At 62.0% G+C, this 16,475-nt stretch carries 13 protein-coding genes; 6 read left to right on the top strand and 7 right to left on the bottom strand.

The genetic code is table 11. The annotated features are described in order from the left end of the window. Window positions 1-171: 171 nt before the first annotated feature. The 6 genes from MKP05_RS16575 to MKP05_RS16550 form a co-directional block, all read right to left on the bottom strand. Window positions 172-978, bottom strand: a complete 807-nt coding sequence (locus tag MKP05_RS16575; RefSeq protein ID WP_240569327.1) for a hypothetical protein — start codon at window positions 976-978, stop codon at window positions 172-174. An 18-nt stretch (window positions 979-996) separates the two neighbouring features. Then, entirely contained in the window at window positions 997-1,737 is a 741-nt protein-coding gene (locus MKP05_RS16570; RefSeq protein WP_240569326.1) for an SDR family NAD(P)-dependent oxidoreductase, read from the bottom strand. A gap of 62 nt (window positions 1,738-1,799) precedes the next feature. Then, a complete protein-coding gene (locus MKP05_RS16565; RefSeq protein ID WP_240569325.1) occupies window positions 1,800-2,588 on the bottom strand; it encodes an SDR family NAD(P)-dependent oxidoreductase in 789 nt (262 codons plus the stop codon). Next, a complete protein-coding gene (locus MKP05_RS16560) occupies window positions 2,585-3,943 on the bottom strand; it encodes an MFS transporter (RefSeq protein WP_110282618.1) in 1,359 nt (452 codons plus the stop codon). Before MKP05_RS16560 ends, MKP05_RS16565 begins: the two co-directional genes overlap by 4 nt. A 55-nt stretch (window positions 3,944-3,998) precedes the next feature. Further along, window positions 3,999-4,880 carry a polysaccharide deacetylase family protein gene (locus tag MKP05_RS16555; RefSeq protein ID WP_110282857.1) on the bottom strand — a complete coding sequence of 294 codons (882 nt, stop codon included), beginning with the start codon at window positions 4,878-4,880 and terminating at the stop codon, window positions 3,999-4,001. Window positions 4,881-5,472: 592 nt separating this feature from the next. Next, window positions 5,473-6,432 (bottom strand): GntR family transcriptional regulator, encoded by a 960-nt coding sequence (locus MKP05_RS16550; RefSeq protein WP_240569324.1) that lies wholly within the window; start codon window positions 6,430-6,432, stop codon window positions 5,473-5,475. A gap of 415 nt (window positions 6,433-6,847) precedes the next feature. Between MKP05_RS16550 and MKP05_RS16545 the strand changes: the two genes are divergently transcribed. From MKP05_RS16545 to MKP05_RS16520, 6 genes are all read left to right on the top strand, one after another. Beyond that, window positions 6,848-8,104: an ISL3 family transposase gene (locus MKP05_RS16545; protein WP_240569323.1), complete on the top strand. Its 1,257-nt coding sequence runs from the start codon at window positions 6,848-6,850 to the stop codon at window positions 8,102-8,104. A gap of 74 nt (window positions 8,105-8,178) precedes the next feature. Further along, window positions 8,179-9,762, top strand: coding sequence for an NCS1 family transporter (locus tag MKP05_RS16540; RefSeq protein WP_240569322.1), 1,584 nt, complete (start codon window positions 8,179-8,181; stop codon window positions 9,760-9,762). A 55-nt stretch (window positions 9,763-9,817) separates the two neighbouring features. Then, window positions 9,818-11,167, top strand: coding sequence for an amidase family protein (locus tag MKP05_RS16535; RefSeq protein ID WP_240569321.1), 1,350 nt, complete (start codon window positions 9,818-9,820; stop codon window positions 11,165-11,167). A 73-nt stretch (window positions 11,168-11,240) separates the two neighbouring features. Next, complete coding sequence (locus tag MKP05_RS16530) at window positions 11,241-11,543, top strand: hypothetical protein (protein WP_240569320.1); 303 nt, start codon at window positions 11,241-11,243, stop codon at window positions 11,541-11,543. A 29-nt stretch (window positions 11,544-11,572) separates the two neighbouring features. Further along, window positions 11,573-12,613, top strand: coding sequence for a CobW family GTP-binding protein (locus MKP05_RS16525; RefSeq protein WP_240569319.1), 1,041 nt, complete (start codon window positions 11,573-11,575; stop codon window positions 12,611-12,613). Beyond that, a complete protein-coding gene (locus tag MKP05_RS16520) occupies window positions 12,606-13,820 on the top strand; it encodes an ABC transporter substrate-binding protein (RefSeq protein WP_240569318.1) in 1,215 nt (404 codons plus the stop codon). Before MKP05_RS16525 ends, MKP05_RS16520 begins: the two co-directional genes overlap by 8 nt. Before the next feature lie 407 nt (window positions 13,821-14,227). Here MKP05_RS16520 and MKP05_RS16515 read toward each other — a convergent pair whose 3' ends face one another. Continuing rightward, window positions 14,228-16,468, bottom strand: coding sequence for a DEAD/DEAH box helicase (locus MKP05_RS16515; RefSeq protein ID WP_240569317.1), 2,241 nt, complete (start codon window positions 16,466-16,468; stop codon window positions 14,228-14,230). Window positions 16,469-16,475: the final 7 nt, after the last annotated feature.

Raw genomic sequence — 16,475 nt, 5'->3', positions numbered from 1 at the left:
CGACGCTTGCGAGGGGCTTCCAGCACGCTTAAGTCGGTCATGATAGGTGTCCACTTATTGATAGGTGGACACCTACCGTCACGGAATTTGGGGCTCTGCGGTAGATGGGTTCACCGGCCGCTTACGGATGGTCATGGTAGTGCCCATTTAGAAATAGATGGGCACCTACTGTTACGCGCTGCTGGCCTCAGCGGAAGATGGGCTTACCGGACGGATACTGTGGAGGAACCACAGTAGGATGCTAACGAGAAGCGACGCTGCCAACGACAAACCAAATACAAAGACCGAAGCTAGCGATTCTACGCTTGAAGCCAGTACCGCACTGAAAGCTATCAAGCTGAGCATTCCGAGCTGGGTATCGGCCAGGGTGGCACGGGCCACCTCGGCGCCATAGCGCTGATGTAGAGTCAGAGCAATGGTCAGCATGCCGATGGGGAAACTCAAGGCTACACCGGATACGGCGGGTGCGAAATCATCCAAGATCGCCGTAGCCAGGCAGACGATCGCCCCAGCGAGCGCGCCTCGAATGAGTAAATCGCCCCAATGCAGCGGTGCTGATACCGCACTTCGCGCAAGCCCCAGTGAATTCATCAAACGCAGCGCCAGTATCATGCCCAGCCCGATCGCGGCTAGCGCCAACGCCACGCCACCAGGCAGCACCGCTACGGCGGCCGCCACCGGAACCCAGAGGGCGGCGGCCAGAGCGACGCTGGCCAATGCACCCCATCGACCGGCCAGCAGCACATAGCTGAGGCAAAAGGCTAGAGTCGCCAGCATGGCATGCAATGATCCCAGAGCGGCATCGGCGACGAAGGCCGACGGCTGCTCGCGGAGCATGAAGAAGTAGCCCGGCCCCAGCACGATGGGCGTCCCGGCCAGGACGCCACCAAGCTTGGGGCCCAGACGCACCACCGCCACGGACACGCCAATTACCACAATCGCGGTGGACAACCATTTGACGAGCAGAATACTGAGCATCGGCATGATCCCGGCCGACTACATTACATCGCCACTGTTGGGTCCAAGGGTCTGGCCAAGGTACAGATCGCCGTCCGGCGAAGCGGCCAGCATCAGTGCAGTAGGTGCCACCTCTTCAGCTTTGCCGAAGCGGCCCAAGGGAAGTTCCGCTTCCTTGTCAGCAATCCACTGGGGACTCAGGCCTTCCAGCATCGGCGTCAAAATAGGTCCAGGGGCGATGGCGTTGGTCAGCACATTAAAGGGGGCCAGTTCATGGGCCATGGACTTGGTTAACCCCAGTACGCCGGCCTTGGCCGAACAGTAATGGGACAGGCCCATGCCGCCCTTGAGCGCTAGCTGAGAGGCCACGTTAATGATGCGCCCGCTCTTGCGCTCTACCATGTGCGGCGCGACCTGGCGACTGACTAGAAAGACACCACGCAGGTTAATGCCGATCATGCGATCGAAGGTCTCGGCGGTCATTTCGAGAAAGGGCTTCTCGTCAAGAATGCCTGCACTGTTGACCAGCACGTCAATGGCCTGATGGGTGTCGATCACTTCATCGACCATGGATTTCACCGAGGCTTCGTCGGAGACGTCAACCGCGTGAGTGGTAAAGCGGGATCTGAACGCCCTACTCACTTGCTCGCAGGCGTCGGCATTGCGATCGGCCACGGCAACGGTGGCGCCTTCGGCGTGATACAGATTGGCGATGGCGCGACCGATACCGCTGGCTCCGCCCACCACCAAGGCGACCTTGCCTTGAAGTTTATTTGACATGGAGGAACTCTCCTTTCAAGAGGGAGACGAGGCAGGGAGACCCCCACCCCGTGTCTGCGCGGTCAGCTCGGCCAGCGAACAGTCAGGCCACCGTCGACGATGAGCTGCTGGCCGGTCACATAGGTGGCATCGTCGCTGGTCAAAAAGCGCACCGTGCGTGCCACTTCCTCGGCACGACCCACCCGTCCCGCCGGAATCGACTTGCCGGCGGCGGCGAGCCCCTCGGGGCCCAGCGAGTTAACTGGATCCAGCGACTGCGGCGTCTCGATCAACCCTGGAACAAGGGTATTGACGCGGATGCTGCGTGGCGCGAGCTCTACCGCCAGAGACTTCACTAGCCCCATCAAGCCACTCTTGGCCGCAGCGTAGTGGGCATGGTCGTCCCATCCATAGACGCCACCGGCAATTGACGAGATGGCAACCATGGCGCCAGGCCCGGTCATGACCCGGGAAGCTGCACGGAAGACTCGCATCACCCCAGTAAGATCCACCGACAACATGTCGTTCCAGGCCTCATCTGAGAGGTCATGCAGCGACGCCTGGCGCAGGATCCCGGCTCCAGCGACGGCAATGTCGAGGGCGCCGAAGGTATCGATGGCGGCTTGGGCTAGGGCGTCACACTGGGACCCATCTCTCACGTCTACCGCCACGGCTACGCACTCGCCGCCAGCCTCCCTCACCGCCGAGACGGTTTCCTCGACGTCATGAGGGTCGCCCGGGTAGTAACCCGCTACCACCTTGACGCCAGCCTTGGCATAACTGACCGCCAAGGCCTGGCCGATCCCACTAGCGGCACCGGAGATGATCGCGACCTTTCCTGCCAGACCATCGTCACGTTTTAAAGTGTTCATGCCACAGCCTCCTCGAGTGTGTCGTGCTCAAGGTGATCCACATGTCGAGTACCGAACATCAACAATCCACTGAGAACCAGCGGCAGGGAGCCAGCCAGAATCGCTGCCCAGGTCATGCTGACGCCAATGGTCAACAGCACAGATACCAGGCCCGAACCGACAATTGCACCCACCGGGGCCATGACGTGGGCCACATTGGTTCCGGTGCCACGAACGTGGGCCGGGAAGGACTCGCCCATGTAGAACAGGATGGCGGCGAAGGGGCCAAGCAGGAAAAATAGGGTGATAGCGTACATCAGATAAACGAAGCCATCGCTGGCCGGACCAAGCAGCATCAGGATACTGGCGATACCGCCGAGCAGGAAACCCATCAGTACAGTGTTGCGGCGGCCGATGCGATCTCCCACCAAGCCATGGCTCAGGTAGCCAACAAAGCCTACTGCGTTGGCCAAGATCAACACGTAGAGGGAGTTTTCAAAACTGACACCCTTGGCTTCCACCAGCACCGTAGTGCCCAGCACCGCGAAGACCTGAATCGCCATCCAGCTGAACAGCCAGACCAGCGATAACGAGATGGTATGACGGCGCAGTTCAGGTGCGAAGACACCCTTCAGACCCAGGTTGCTTCCTGTGTCTACCTCGACGTCGTGTTCGGCGGCCAGCTTAGTGGCGCCCTCGGCATCTCCCGCCTTGCGCCGACGCTCGACTTCCTTTATCGCCGCGAACACTGGCGATTCTGGCAGCTTGACAGCCATCACGATGACAATGATCGAGGCACAGGCGGCAACAAAGAAGCTACCGCGCCAGCCCACAACGGGCAGCAGCAGCGAGGTCATGCCCGCAGCCAGCAAAGCGCCTACTGGCCAGCCGCTCTGCACTAAGCTGTACATGAAACCGCGCCCCTTGGCCTTCTTGTAGATCTCGTTGAGATAGACGGCGTTGACCACCTCCTCAGAGACCGCAAAGCCGGAGAAAGCGCGAATAATGACCATCGAGGCCGCCCCCATGGCAATCCCCGACAATCCAGAGCTAACCGCCCCACCTATAACCAGCAGGATCAGCGTCTTCTTGCGTCCAAAGCGGTCGAGCAGGGTGCCAACCACCAGCGAGACGACAAACACCCCAATGGTGGCCCAGGTGTTGATTGCAGTGGCCTTAGCAGCACTCCAGCCAAAATCGTCGGCGATCACGGGCAGTAGTGTTCCGAAGAGGGTGTAGTCGTAGACAGACGCCACCCAGGCGATAAAGCAGACTAGCGAGGCGTAGCCGATCTGCTTCTTGGTGATGACAGCGTTCCAGGGCTCATCCGCGTCAGAACGGGCCCCAGAGGGCGCGGTGGAGGTTGGTTCGGTCATTGACGTCACCCTCTTTCGTTATCGTTGTGGTGTGGTTGTTAGTGCAGATCCAACGTCAGCTGCGCGGGTGGCGGCTGGCGAAGTCGTCGGCGATCTCGTCGAAGGTGCAGAAGCGCACGCCCTCGTGGCTCTGCATGTGCTCGATCAGTCGCTCGAGCATCATGAGAACCTGAGGGCGACCCGAAACGTCGGGGTGGATGGTCATGGTGAACACCGCGTAGTCATTCTCGCGGTAGACCCAGTCGAACTGGTCCTGCCACATCTCGCCCAGCTGACGCGGGCTGACGAAGCCGTGACTGTTGGGGGACTTCTTGATGAACATCATCGGCGGCAGGTCATCGAGGTACCAGTTAGCCGGAATCTCGATCAGGTCGGTTTCCTCACCGCGAACCAGCGGCTTCATCCACTCCTTGGCGGGCTTGGAGTAGTCGATCTTGGTCCAGGAGTCGCCAACGCGCACGTAGTAGGGGTGGAAGTCGTTATGCATCAGGCTGTGATCGTACTTGATGCCACGTTCGAGCAGCAGCTCGTTGGTCACCGGGCTGAACTCCCACCATGGCGCCACATAACCCGTCGGCCGCTTGCCGGATAGGTTAGTCACCAGCTCGATGTTGTAGTCGAGGACGTCCCGCTCCTGCTCGCGGGTCATGGCAATGGGGTTTTCGTGGCTGTAGCCGTGAACGCCGACCTCGTGACCCGCATCCACTACAGCTTTCATCTGCTCCGGGAAAGTCTCGATGCTGTGGCCGGGAATGAACCAGGTGGTCTTGAGGTTGTAGCGCTCGAATAGCTTGAGCAGGCGCGGCGCGCCGACTTCACCAGCGAACAGGCCGCGGGAGATGTCGTCGGGGGAGTCCTCGCCGCCGTAGGAACCGAGCCAGCCGGCCACGGCGTCCACGTCGACGCCAAATGCACAGAGAATCTCTTTTTTCGCCATCTTGAAAACCTCGTCTTGTCGCTTGGTCTTGTTGCATCTTGTCGTGATGCGATGCCGCTCGAAGGCCGCTCTCGTCCGGCGCCTGGCTCACGGCAATGGCGGTCTTGCCAACCGCACTAAAGTGGATACTGGATACAATGGTCATTTTTGTCAAGGCGGGCATCATTGACACAGCGCGTGACGTCTTTCTCGGCGAAACCACCCAGTGAACGCCATCTTTTCAAAAAGATCAAAAAATCAATAAATTAAACACAATACATACTAAGATCAGGGCCTTGCCACAGCTGCTAAAAACGCATGATTTCTTCGACCAATGACTAAGACTGTTCGAAGCCAACAAATTTCGCATCTGAAAAAGTCATTTTTGCGGGTCAAGGTATTCAATTGACATTTTTCCCGACCATCAAGCCTGGACCGGGACACCGGAAGCGGACAGGAAAAGTAGCGGTTTACCACCAGCAAAGGCGCAAAGCGCTGGCTGACGGTAGCCGAGACGAGTACAGACGCGGTATCGGCGCACCACGAGCGCTGATCGCCTGCGCGGGTAGGAAGTTAAGGGGAAATAGTGTCCCGCTGACACCAAGTGCGGGCGTCAGACGATCCGCTGGAGGTAGGGAGGAAGGTCGGGTTCGGGAAACACCGACAGCACCTTGAGCCGGCGACGGGTGCGCTCTGCGGCCACAAGCAGGTGGGACTGCAAGCTGGAGGCCGCGGCGTCAAAGGCACCGTAGAGCAGATGGTCGATCACCAGCTTGTGCTCCATCAGCAGAGGCTCGCCCTCGGGCACCCCCAGGGTCTGGAAGAACAAGCGATTAACAACAACCGGCAATTGACTCTGGGCGATCATCTCGCCGGCCTTGCGGTTACGATAATGACGAAGGCAACTGTGGTGCAGATCCTGCTCCAGCTCGGCGATGGTCGCGGCGGTCAGTTGATCGGGATGGTCAATCAAGCGCTGCACCCGGGCGCGCATCGCCTCGAGCTCGCGACGCTCGATCAAAGGCCCAGACGCCCTTAGCGCGGCCGGTTCGAGCAACACTCGGATCTCGTAGTCCTCGGCCACCGCCTGGGCGGTCAAGGGTCCCGCCAGCCAATGGGAATGGCGGTCCTTCTCGATCAAGCGCTGGCTGCGAAGCCTCCCCAGCACCTCGCGCGCCACGGTGCGACTGACGCCGTAGTACTCGCTCAGGCTGGTCTCGACGATACGGTAATGGCCGAAGGCCAGGCAGGTGGCAACCGCCTCCTCGACCTCGGCGTGGATGCGCTCGGCCGCCGGACGAGTATCTACCACCGGTGAATCGTCCGCACCAAGACCAAGACGCTCAGGGGTAAGCGCCTCCCGAGCTGGCACCACCGCATCAGGCTCAGGAGTCGCCAAAAAGCCGCGCCCCTCGAAACGACTGATCAGACCCTGCTCGTGCAGCCGCTCCAGCGCCTTGCGCACTGGCCCACGACTGGTCCCGAACAGACGCGCGATGGGTCCCTCGAGCAGCACCTGGTTGAGTGGTACCCGCCCGGTCTGGATGGCGTCACGCAGCGAGTCCTCGATCATTGCGTAGCGCGGGGCACGGCTCCCCCCATGCCTGACCGATCTTTCTGGCGTACTCAGAACTCGCTCCTCCATGACGTCAACTCGCCTGACTAACGCGCTCGACCGCATCGCCGGTGGTCACCCTGACCGAGCACGGCCGCGGCCCAGGCGCCCTCGCGATATGCACCATATCTTGACACCTCTCTTCCCACCTTTCGAGCCGACTAAAAATGACCTTTGATACCAAGATCAATGGCATTTCAATCTTTGGGCATCCCATATAACGATATTTTTCTTTAAAAACAATATATTAAAGCATATTACCACTCCCCATACGACTTAAAGCGTACAGAGAAAGGGCTCTTCGTCGTTGGGTGTGGAATTCGCCCCCTGAGCTGGGCCAGGATATGACCTCCACGACGACAGGAGGCATGGCATGGACGGCACCCAGATTCTGACCCTCGGCCTGGGCCTGGAAGCGCCCTGGGTTCTCAAGGACCAGCACCTGGATACCTCCGTGTCGCCCCACCGCCTGGACCTCTATGTCGAGGCGGAGCGAGGCAGCCTCTACCCCTGCCCGGAGTGCGGCAAGGCCTGCCCGGCCCACGACTTTGCCGACAGGACCTGGCGGCATCTGAACTTCTTCCAGCACCACTGCTACCTGCACGCCCGCGTGCCTCGCACCAAGTGCCCCGAGCATGGCGTCAAGCGCATCGAGGTGCCTTGGGCGCGGCCCGGCAGCGACTTCACCCTGCTGTTCGAGCAGGCGGCCATGTCGCTCGTCAAGGAGATGCCGGTGCTGGCCGTCTCCCGTCAACTGGAGATCTCCGACAAGCGCCTGTGGCGCATCGTGCACCACTACGTGGGCCGCATGCTGGGCGAACTGGACCTGTCGCGCGTGACCGCTGTCGGCGTGGACGAAACGGCCTCACGACGGGGTCAGCGCTATGTCACGGTGTTCCTCGACATGCAGCGCCAGCAGGAGCCGGTGATCTTCGCCGTGCCTGGCCATGGCAAGGCCGCCATCACGGCCTTCAGCGCCTTCCTGGCGGAGCATGGCGGCGACCCGGGCAACGTGGTCGAGGTGGTCTGCGACATGTCTCAGGCCTTCCTGAGCGGCGTGGCCGAGAACCTCCCCAACGCCGAGGTGACGGTCGACTGGTTCCACATCGTGCAGACCTTCACCAAGGCGCTGGACGAGGTCCGCAAGAAGGAGCGCCGTGAGAAGGGGCATCCCAAAGCCCTCCGGTGGGCGGTCTTGAAGCGCCTGGATAACGGCAACCTGACGGCCAAGCAGCTGGCCGCCCTTCAGGAGCTGGTGGCTGACCAGGGGGCCACCGGCGATGCCTGGGTGATCAAGGAAAAGCTGCGCTGGATTCAGAAGGCTGCGACGCCGCGTGCCGCCCGGTGGCGCATCACGAACTACCTCAAGGTCATGCGGGAGGCCGTCACCGGCCAGGCACTGCTCACGCCGATGGCAAAGGCCCTGACGACGCTGGAGCGGCATGCCGAGCAGGTGGTGAGGCGCTGGATCTCCGGCCTGACCAACGCACGTCTGGAAGGCATGAACGGTCTATTCCAGGCGGCCCGATCACGTGCACGTGGCTACCGGAACGAGGCCAACTTCATCGCGATGATCTACCTGATTGGCAGCCCCGTGGGGCGCCTGCTCGATCAGGCCAAATCCACATGATGTGACGAAGAACCAGAGAAAGCTTGCCAGAAAATGATTTTTGTATCCATACTGCATTTAAACGAACCGGCGACATGAATTCACCCACCGACGCTGTCGTCCCCAACAACAAACACCGACTCCCAAGGAGCGATACCGTGGCTACCACACAAGACGTCCACACCCCCGCCTCGTCGGCGGCACACGCCGGTTCCGGCGATCACCTGCTGGAAGCGGCCATCCTGCCGGTCTGGCTCAATCAGCGCACCATCGGCTTTTTCAGCTTCATCTGGATGTGGATTGGCATGGCGGTGATCATAGCCACCTTTCAGTTGGGAGCCGGTGGAGTCGCCGGGCTACCCCTCCTTCAGGTGGTCGCAATCATCTTCCTGGCCAACCTGGTGCTCGGCGTGGTGATGAGCCTGACCGCCGATATCGGAACCGAGCATGGCCTGTCGTTCGCGGTCTACTTGCGTGCGCCCTTCGGCCTCAAGGGGACCCACCTGCCCGCGGTGTCCCGCGGCGTGGTGGCAGCCATCTGGTTCGGCGTCCAGACCTACCTCGGCGCACTGGCCTTAAACGGCATCGTCGAGTACCTGTGGGGTCTGGACAACTGGGTCCTGTGGTACGTGCTGTTCGCAGTGATCCAGATCATCAACACGGCCCTTGGCATCCGCGCGGTGGAACTGCTGGCGTCCATCGCTGCCCCCTGCATCGTGGCCATCTCGGTGTGGATGTACTTCACCCTCGACGTGCTCGCCGAAACTCAGGGCATCAATATCTGGACCTTTGTCGGCGATCAGGACGTGGCGGTACTCGGCCTGTTCTTCGCCAACATGGCGTTTTGGTCGGCGCTGGCGGTGGATATCCCAAACCTGACCCGCTTTCTCAAGACCCCGGGCGGCACCCGCAGCTTCTTCCAGCGCAACAAAAACGTCTTCGTCGCCCAGTTCCTGGCGCTGCCGGCCACCCAGGCCTGGATCGCGCTGATCGGCGGCGTATCCTTCATCGCCGCTGGTGATTGGAACCCGGTCACGGTTATTCAGGGTCAGGGCGGCGGCCTGACCCTGATCGCTCTGCTGGCGATGGTGATCCTAGCCCAGTGGTCGACCAACAACGCAGCCAATCTGATCCCGGCGGCGCTGACCTTCATCAACGCCGGCGCCCCCAAGGTGAGCTACCCGGTGGCGCTGGTCATCGCCGGGGTGATCGGCACCGCCTCCATGCCCTGGCTGATCCTCGACAACCTGTTCACCTTCCTGAGCTACTACGGCGCCGTGCTATCCGCGGTCGGCGGCATCATGGTGGCCGACTATTATCTGCTGCGCCGTCGTCGTCTCAACGTTCCCGCTCTTTACGATCCCGACGGTCAGTTCCGCTTCCGCGGTGGCTTTAATCCCGCCGGTATCATCGCCTGGATCATCGGCGGCGGCCTGGCGTTGGTGTTCCTCGAGTACGCCTATGCGGTGGGTTTCAGCGCCGCCCTGGTGGTCTATGTGGTACTGATGAAAGCCTGGGTGCTGCGGCGCTATCCTCAGGAGGAGATCACCTCCGGCTACGCTGACCGCTTCCTGGCCACCTCAGTGGGCCGCAACTGGGTCTACACCGAGCAGGGGCACTTCGAACGTCTGGAAACCGCCGACATTCCCGACTCTGCGCTAAAGCGCGAGGATCGCTGAAGTGTCGTCAAGCACTGCCATCGGCGGCGCTGCCCAACGCTCACAGGAGACCCATATGCCCTCCCTCACCCGCACCGCGTTGGCCATGGGCGAAGCCATCAGGCAAGGCAGCCTCGACCCGGTAGAGCTGACCCGCCAAAGCCTGGTCAAGGCCGCCGAGAGTGACGCCGTCTTCATCTCACTGACCGAACAGCGCGCCCTGGCCGAAGCCGAGGCCTGCGTCTGGCGCCAGCGGGCGGGCGTGCTGCTGGGACCGCTGGACGGCGTGCCGCTGGCATGGAAAGACCTGTTCGATATCGCCGGCACCGCCACCACCGCCGGCGGCAAGGTGCTAGGCGAGCCCCCGGCGGAGCGCGATGCCGACGCCGTGCGCCACGCCGCCGGGGCCGGGATGATCGGCATCGGCAAGACCAACCTCACAGAGCTCGCCTACTCGGGCCTCGGCCTCAACCCCCACTACGGCACCCCCCACCACACCCCCGGGCAGGGCGAACCGAGGGCTCCTGGGGGCTCCAGCTCCGGCTCCGCGGTGGCAGTGGCCAAGGGTATCGTGCCGGCCGCCATCGGTACCGACACCGCCGGCTCGCTGAGGGTGCCCGCAGCCTTCAACGGCCTGGTGTCCTACCGCCCGTCCCAGGCTCGCCATACGCGCCGGGGCGTGACACCTTTGGCGTCCAGCTTGGACACCATCGGTGTCATCGCCACCACCCTCGAGGACTGCCTGGCCATCGACGACACCATGCGCGGCGAGGCGCCGCTGAAGCGCCCCTATGCCAGCCCCGAGCAGTCAGTAATCGTGATCGATAGCGCCTGCCTTGACGATCAACGATTTTCTAGTGCGGTGCGCAACAACCTCGAGGCCAGCGCCGAGCGGCTGAGCGAGGCCGGCTTTCACGTCGTCCGCCGAAGGGTCGCTAGTGTCGCCGACACCCTGGATGCCATCGCGCGCCACGGCTGGCTGGGGGCGGCAGAAGCCTACACCGAGTATCGCGGCCTATTGGAAAGTACGGACGCCAAGGCCATGGATTCGCGGGTGCGCAAGCGGCTCGAGGCCGCCCGCCAGATGACGCCAGACAGCGTGGTAACCATGTATCGCCTGCGCCAGGTACTCAAGGCCCAGCTGCGCGAGGAACTCGCCGGGGCAATACTCCTGACGCCCACAGTGGCCCACGTCGCACCAAGGCTTGCGCCGCTCGAGACCGACCCAGCGCACTTTGCCGAGGTCAATCTGGCGACACTGCGCCTGAGCATGGTGGCGAGCCTGCTGGACTCCCCGGCGGTAGCCTTGCCCAGCGGCCACGACGACGACCAGCAGCACACCAGCCTGCAGCTGAGCGCCCCCTCTGGCGAGGACGAGTCGCTGTTGCGTGTGGCACTCAGTGCCAGCTCTGTGCTGACTGTCTGAGGCTCACTGATTTGGGGCCGGCGCCAACTCGCACCGGCCCTCCACTGCGCCAGCAGCGCCAAAGGAGGTATGCATGTGCGGACTGTGCGGTGCCCTGGGCGGCGAAAGCCACTGGAGCACAAATATCGAGGACCCAGAGCAGGCCCACTTCGCGCGCAGGCGCGCCCGCGCCTACCGGGTCACCCTGATCAATCGCGTGCTGGGCCCGCGGCGGATCACAATCGAGGACTTCCAGGCCGCAAGCTTCGTGCTTGCCACCGCCACAGGCAAGCGCGAGATCGTCCAAGACCTGGGCGGTGTGTGGCAACAGGCCGAGCAGATGGGCGGCCGCGAGCTCGACCCCCTCGACTCTGACTTCCTAGCCTCATTGGGGTGACGCTTAATAGCCAACACAAGGAATACGCCATGAGCGACTCCACGCCTCTGGTGCCGGTGCATGTAATCTCGGGCTTTCTGGGCGCGGGCAAGACCACCCTGCTGAAGTCGGTGCTGGCCAGCGAAGCCTTTGGCGACAGCGCGGTACTTATCAACGAGTTTGGCGATGTAGGCCTCGACGACCGACTACTCGGCGAGATCGCCGAGGACGCGGTACTGCTGTCCAGCGGCTGCGTCTGTTGCACCATCCGCGGAGAGCTATCCGAGGCACTCCGGCACCTGCTGTCACGACGACAGGATGGCGAGATCCCGGCGTTCAAGCGCATCGTGCTGGAGACCACTGGACTTGCCGACCCCGGCCCGATCGCCTCGACCATCACCGCCGATCCGGTGCTGCGTCACCACCTCCGCCCTGGCACCAACCTGACCTTGGTCGACGCCGTGAATGCCATCGACAACCGTGCCCAGCATCCTGTGTGGGAGGCCCAGGTGGCAGTGGCCGACAAGCTTGTGATCAGCAAGACTGATCTGGTAGATGCCAGGCAGGTAGCCGAGGTCCAGGCCATGCTCGATGCCATCAACCCGGCGGCCCAGCGCCTGGGTGTCGAAGCACTCGAGCAGCCTAGCAACGAGCTGTTCGACAGTGGTCCCCACCTAGTACGTTTCACCCCCGGCCAGGTCAAGTCATGGCTCGGGCCCTGGCGCGAACCAACCGACAGCACCGTCGGCCACTTGGGCAGCATTCGCTCCTTTCGACTCGGCATCGAGAACGAGGTTGACTGGACCTGCCTCGGCATCTGGCTGTCGATGCTGCTCAACCGCCACGGCAGCGACATCTTGAGGGTCAAGGGGGTGCTGCACGTCCAGGGCGATAACCGTCCGGTGGTGCTTCATGGAGTCCAGCACACCATCCATCCCCCAGAGCATGTCGAGGCCTGGCCCGAGAGTGATCGCTGCTCCGAGCTGATCTTTATCACCCGCGACATCGACGCCGAGCGCGTGACACAATCGCTGGCGACCTTCATGGACAGGGTCAGCGATCATCCAAGCCCGAGGATCTTTCATGTCTGACGCCGCCAAGCCTGCTGCCCCCAATGTTCAGCGTGGACCGGTTACACTGCGCGTGTTGGGCACCTCGGTGACGCTTCTGGAAAGCATTCGCCAGCGCGCCCGCGAGGACCTGGGGTTGCGATTGGACTTCGAGGTGATGGACGGAGTGGCGGCTCAGCGCACGGGGGTACTCGCGCCGGACAGCTTCGACATTTACGACCAGTGGTTTCATAACGTCGACTTCGTGTGGCCGGCTGGTGCCATCCAGCCCATTGATATCAAGCGAATCCACCACTGGGAAGCGATCAACGACCTGCCCAAAACCGGACGCCTGACGCCCCACGCCCCGCTGGGTGCCGGCGGCAACCCGGTCGATCGTCTCTACGTCCAGGCCGACGGCAGCTGCGGTGCCAGACCCAGCGAGCGCATCACCATGCTCCCGGTAAGCCATAACGTGGACAGCTTCGGCTATCGCCTGGACATGCTCCCCCCAAGCCTGGACATCGCAGACGAAAGCTGGGCCTGGCTGCTGGACCCGCGCTGGCGCGGTATGGTCAGCCTGCAAAACGACAGCGCCATCGGCGCCATTGACGCCGCGCTGGCCGCCAAAGCCGCCGGACTTGTCCAGTTCGAGGACCTGGGAAATCTGACCGTTGCTGAGATTGACAACCTGATAGACTGCCTGATCCAGCTGAAGCGTCAACAGCACTTCCGAACTTTCTGGAGCAATCAGGATCAGGCCTCATCTGACATGGTTCGCGGACGTGTCGGTATCGAAAGCCTGTGGTCACCAGCGATGACTGACCTCAACAAGCGCCAGATCAAGGTGCGCATGGCCGCGCCACGGGAAGGCTACCGAGCCTGGTACGGCGGCATGTCGCTATCACGCAGCGTCAGCGGTCGTACCCTGGACGCCGCCTACGACTATCTCAACTGGTGGATATCGGGCTGGCCTGGCGCGGTAATGGCTCGTCAAGGCTATTACATTTCCACTCCAGAGTTGACCCGCCCTCATCTGACCTCTTCTGAATGGGACTTCTGGTATGCGGGAAAGCCTGCCTCCGAGGATCTTTACGACTCCTCCGGATCTTCTTGCATGATTCATCGGGGGGAAATCCGCGACGGCGGAGACTATCTGACTCGTATGAGTCGTATCGCGGTGTGGAACACGGTAATGGATGAACACAACTATCTAGTCAGACGTTGGAACGATTTCATGTCTGCATAACCCTGATGGCGGCCTGAGTCAACGGCACCAAACCGGCTTCGTTGTTCTTGGGGTCCGTATAAGCGTTCGGCAATCACCGCCGGCGCATGATCAGGCGGGGTTTTGCCAGTTCTCAGGCAGGAGTTCGTGGACCTGGCTGGCCTTGTGAATCAGGAGCCTCTACATGTCCTTCAGGTAGGCCTAGGGCTCATGGCCGTGTGGGCGTCAGCCGGCGCGGCGGGGTTGAGGGGCGAGCGAGATACGAGCCGGCCCCACAGAGGCGGCGCGTGTGAGGAACGAACAGGCGGAGCCCTCAGAGCGCGGAGCGCACGAGCGCACGAGCGCCAGGGATCTCACACGCGCACCACCCTGCTCTTCCAGAGACCTAACAGTAGGCACTTGGAGGTCGGCTGCCTGCAGGCTTTCTCTCATCGACATGCCAGCAGAGCGCCAGCGGTTTCCAAGGCACCTTCCAGGTCGAGAAAGCGCGAGGCGAACTCACTGCACAGCAGCTCTTCGGGGAGATACTGATCGTACTTCTCGTTGATCTTGTTCTCCGCTACCGCAGCCAATTCAACCGCCGATGTTGGCGGATGGGCGACGGCATGTTCCAGCCCCTGTCGTACCATGTCGATATCGCTTTTCTGTACCGTGACGGCTACCCCCTCTCGTTCAGCCGCCAAGCCGAGTCGGCGCAGTAGCAGCGCCAGGGTATTCAGCACCTGATCGCTCTGCCAAGGCAGTAGCAGTGTCTGGTCCGCTTCCTGGACGATTGACGTTGTCTCGAGCTGAGCTTCACGAAAGAAAGTGCCGCCTTGGGCAAACAGCCGCGCTGCCCCACGGTTGAGGAACCTGGGAACCTCCCCCTCAATATAAAGCCTACGCATGCGCTCGCGGATCTCACGCCGGATCAAGCCAGCGTTGCCACCAAAAAGCGGCAGAATGCCACCCGCGGAGGGCATCAGGGAAATGGCCTTGCGGTCGGCATCAATGTCCTGGATCAACCAGCGCCTGCCGGCGAACACTAGCAAGCCGCCTGTCTCGATAGGAGAATCAATCGGGAGCTTCCCAATAACCTTGGCGCCATGATAGAGCGTGTACTCCTCCGGGGCCGAGAAGGCCGCGTAGAAGTCGTAATGGTTGACCAGGCGCTCGCCAACCCAGCCATGCAGCAGGAGCCCATCATTGGACTGCACCAGCAGCTCGGCCGCCCCCATGGCGCGCAGCAGGGCCGTGAACTGTGCCTGGCTCACCTGGCGGAAAGGACCGGACTTGATCAGTGCGCGCCACAAATCGTTCGCCGAGGCCCCGCCATACTGAGCAATGAGCGACATCACCTGCTGGATCAGTGTCGAGAGATGCAGATAACCGCTGGGAGGCGGTTCACACCACCCCTCAACCAGGAGCTCGACCATAGCCGCGGCCTGGAACACCCCCGGGCGGAGGCGGTCCAGGAAGGGGGTATGCGGGGACAAGCTCGACTCGGTGACGTAGAGCCGCAGCACTGCCGGATCTCCCCGTCGCCCCGAACGCCCCAGGCGCTGACGCAGGCTTGCCACTTGGTGAGGCGGACCAATCTGCGCGATGCTGGCGACACTGCCGATATCCACGCCCATCTCGAGCGTCGAGGTACAGACCACGCTCAGAGGCTTCCCCGCTTTCAGCGACTGCTCGACATGGTGACGAAGATCCCGCGATAGCGAGCCATGATGTACGAAGAACTCCTCGGGGAGACGCTGATCCTGACTCTTACGCCTGAGTAGCTCGGCATAGAGCTCGACGTCTCGCTTGCGATTGGCAAAGATTAGATTCGATTTCCCACGCAAGTGCTTGAACAAGTGATCACGGATGTCCAACTCATCGCCATGGGTGACATCCTCAATCGGGACATCCTTACCTTGTCGACTGAGCGTCTCAGCCTCCTTAGGGGCTGTCTTGGGGGGTAGTCGCTCGTAACCCCGCAACTGGACGTGCAAGGCCTGCTCACCATGGGTCGAGACGATGGGGATGACGGTATCCCCTTCGCCCGGCCGCAATTCGTTCGCGGCGAGTGACATGTCCCCCAAGGTGGCGCTGAGCCCGACACGGGGGATACGTCGCTGCAGGACGACCTCCAAACGATTCATCTGGGACTGCAGTTGGATCCCGCGCTCGGTGCCGATGAAGGCATGCCACTCATCGATGATAATCTGTCGAAGCCCGCCGAACAGCCGTGCTATCTCCGTTCCCCGCCGAACGAACATCGCTTCGAGAGACTCGGGGGTAATAAGCAACACGCCCCCAGGCTTCTTGCCAAAACGGGTCTTGCGGCTCGTCGAGACATCGCCGTGCCAGGGCGTCAGCGCCAACTCAGTGCCCTCGGTCAGCAGCTCCAGCCGGCCAACTTGGTCATTAATCAGGGCCTTGAGGGGCGCCACATAGAGCAGCAAAGGCGCCGGAGCATGACCCGAATCCCGGGCTTGGAGCAGTCCGGTCAGCGCGGGGAAGAAGGCAGCCTCGGTCTTGCCGGATGCCGTGGCGGCACCAATCAGCACATCCCGCTCGCCCGCCAGCACGACCGGAATGGCCTGTTCCTGCACGTCGCGCAACTGATCCCACTGCTGGCGCCATATCCAGCGTTGGATACGCGGATCCAGGCGAGTGAAACTGCTGGAGGCGGCCTCGCTCATGCTCTGT

The organism is Halomonas flagellata (assembly GCF_022487945.1).
GTDB lineage: Bacteria > Pseudomonadota > Gammaproteobacteria > Pseudomonadales > Halomonadaceae > Halomonas > Halomonas flagellata.
The sequence above is the reverse complement of the archived record's forward strand: the minus strand, read 5'-3'. Positions and strand labels throughout refer to the sequence as shown.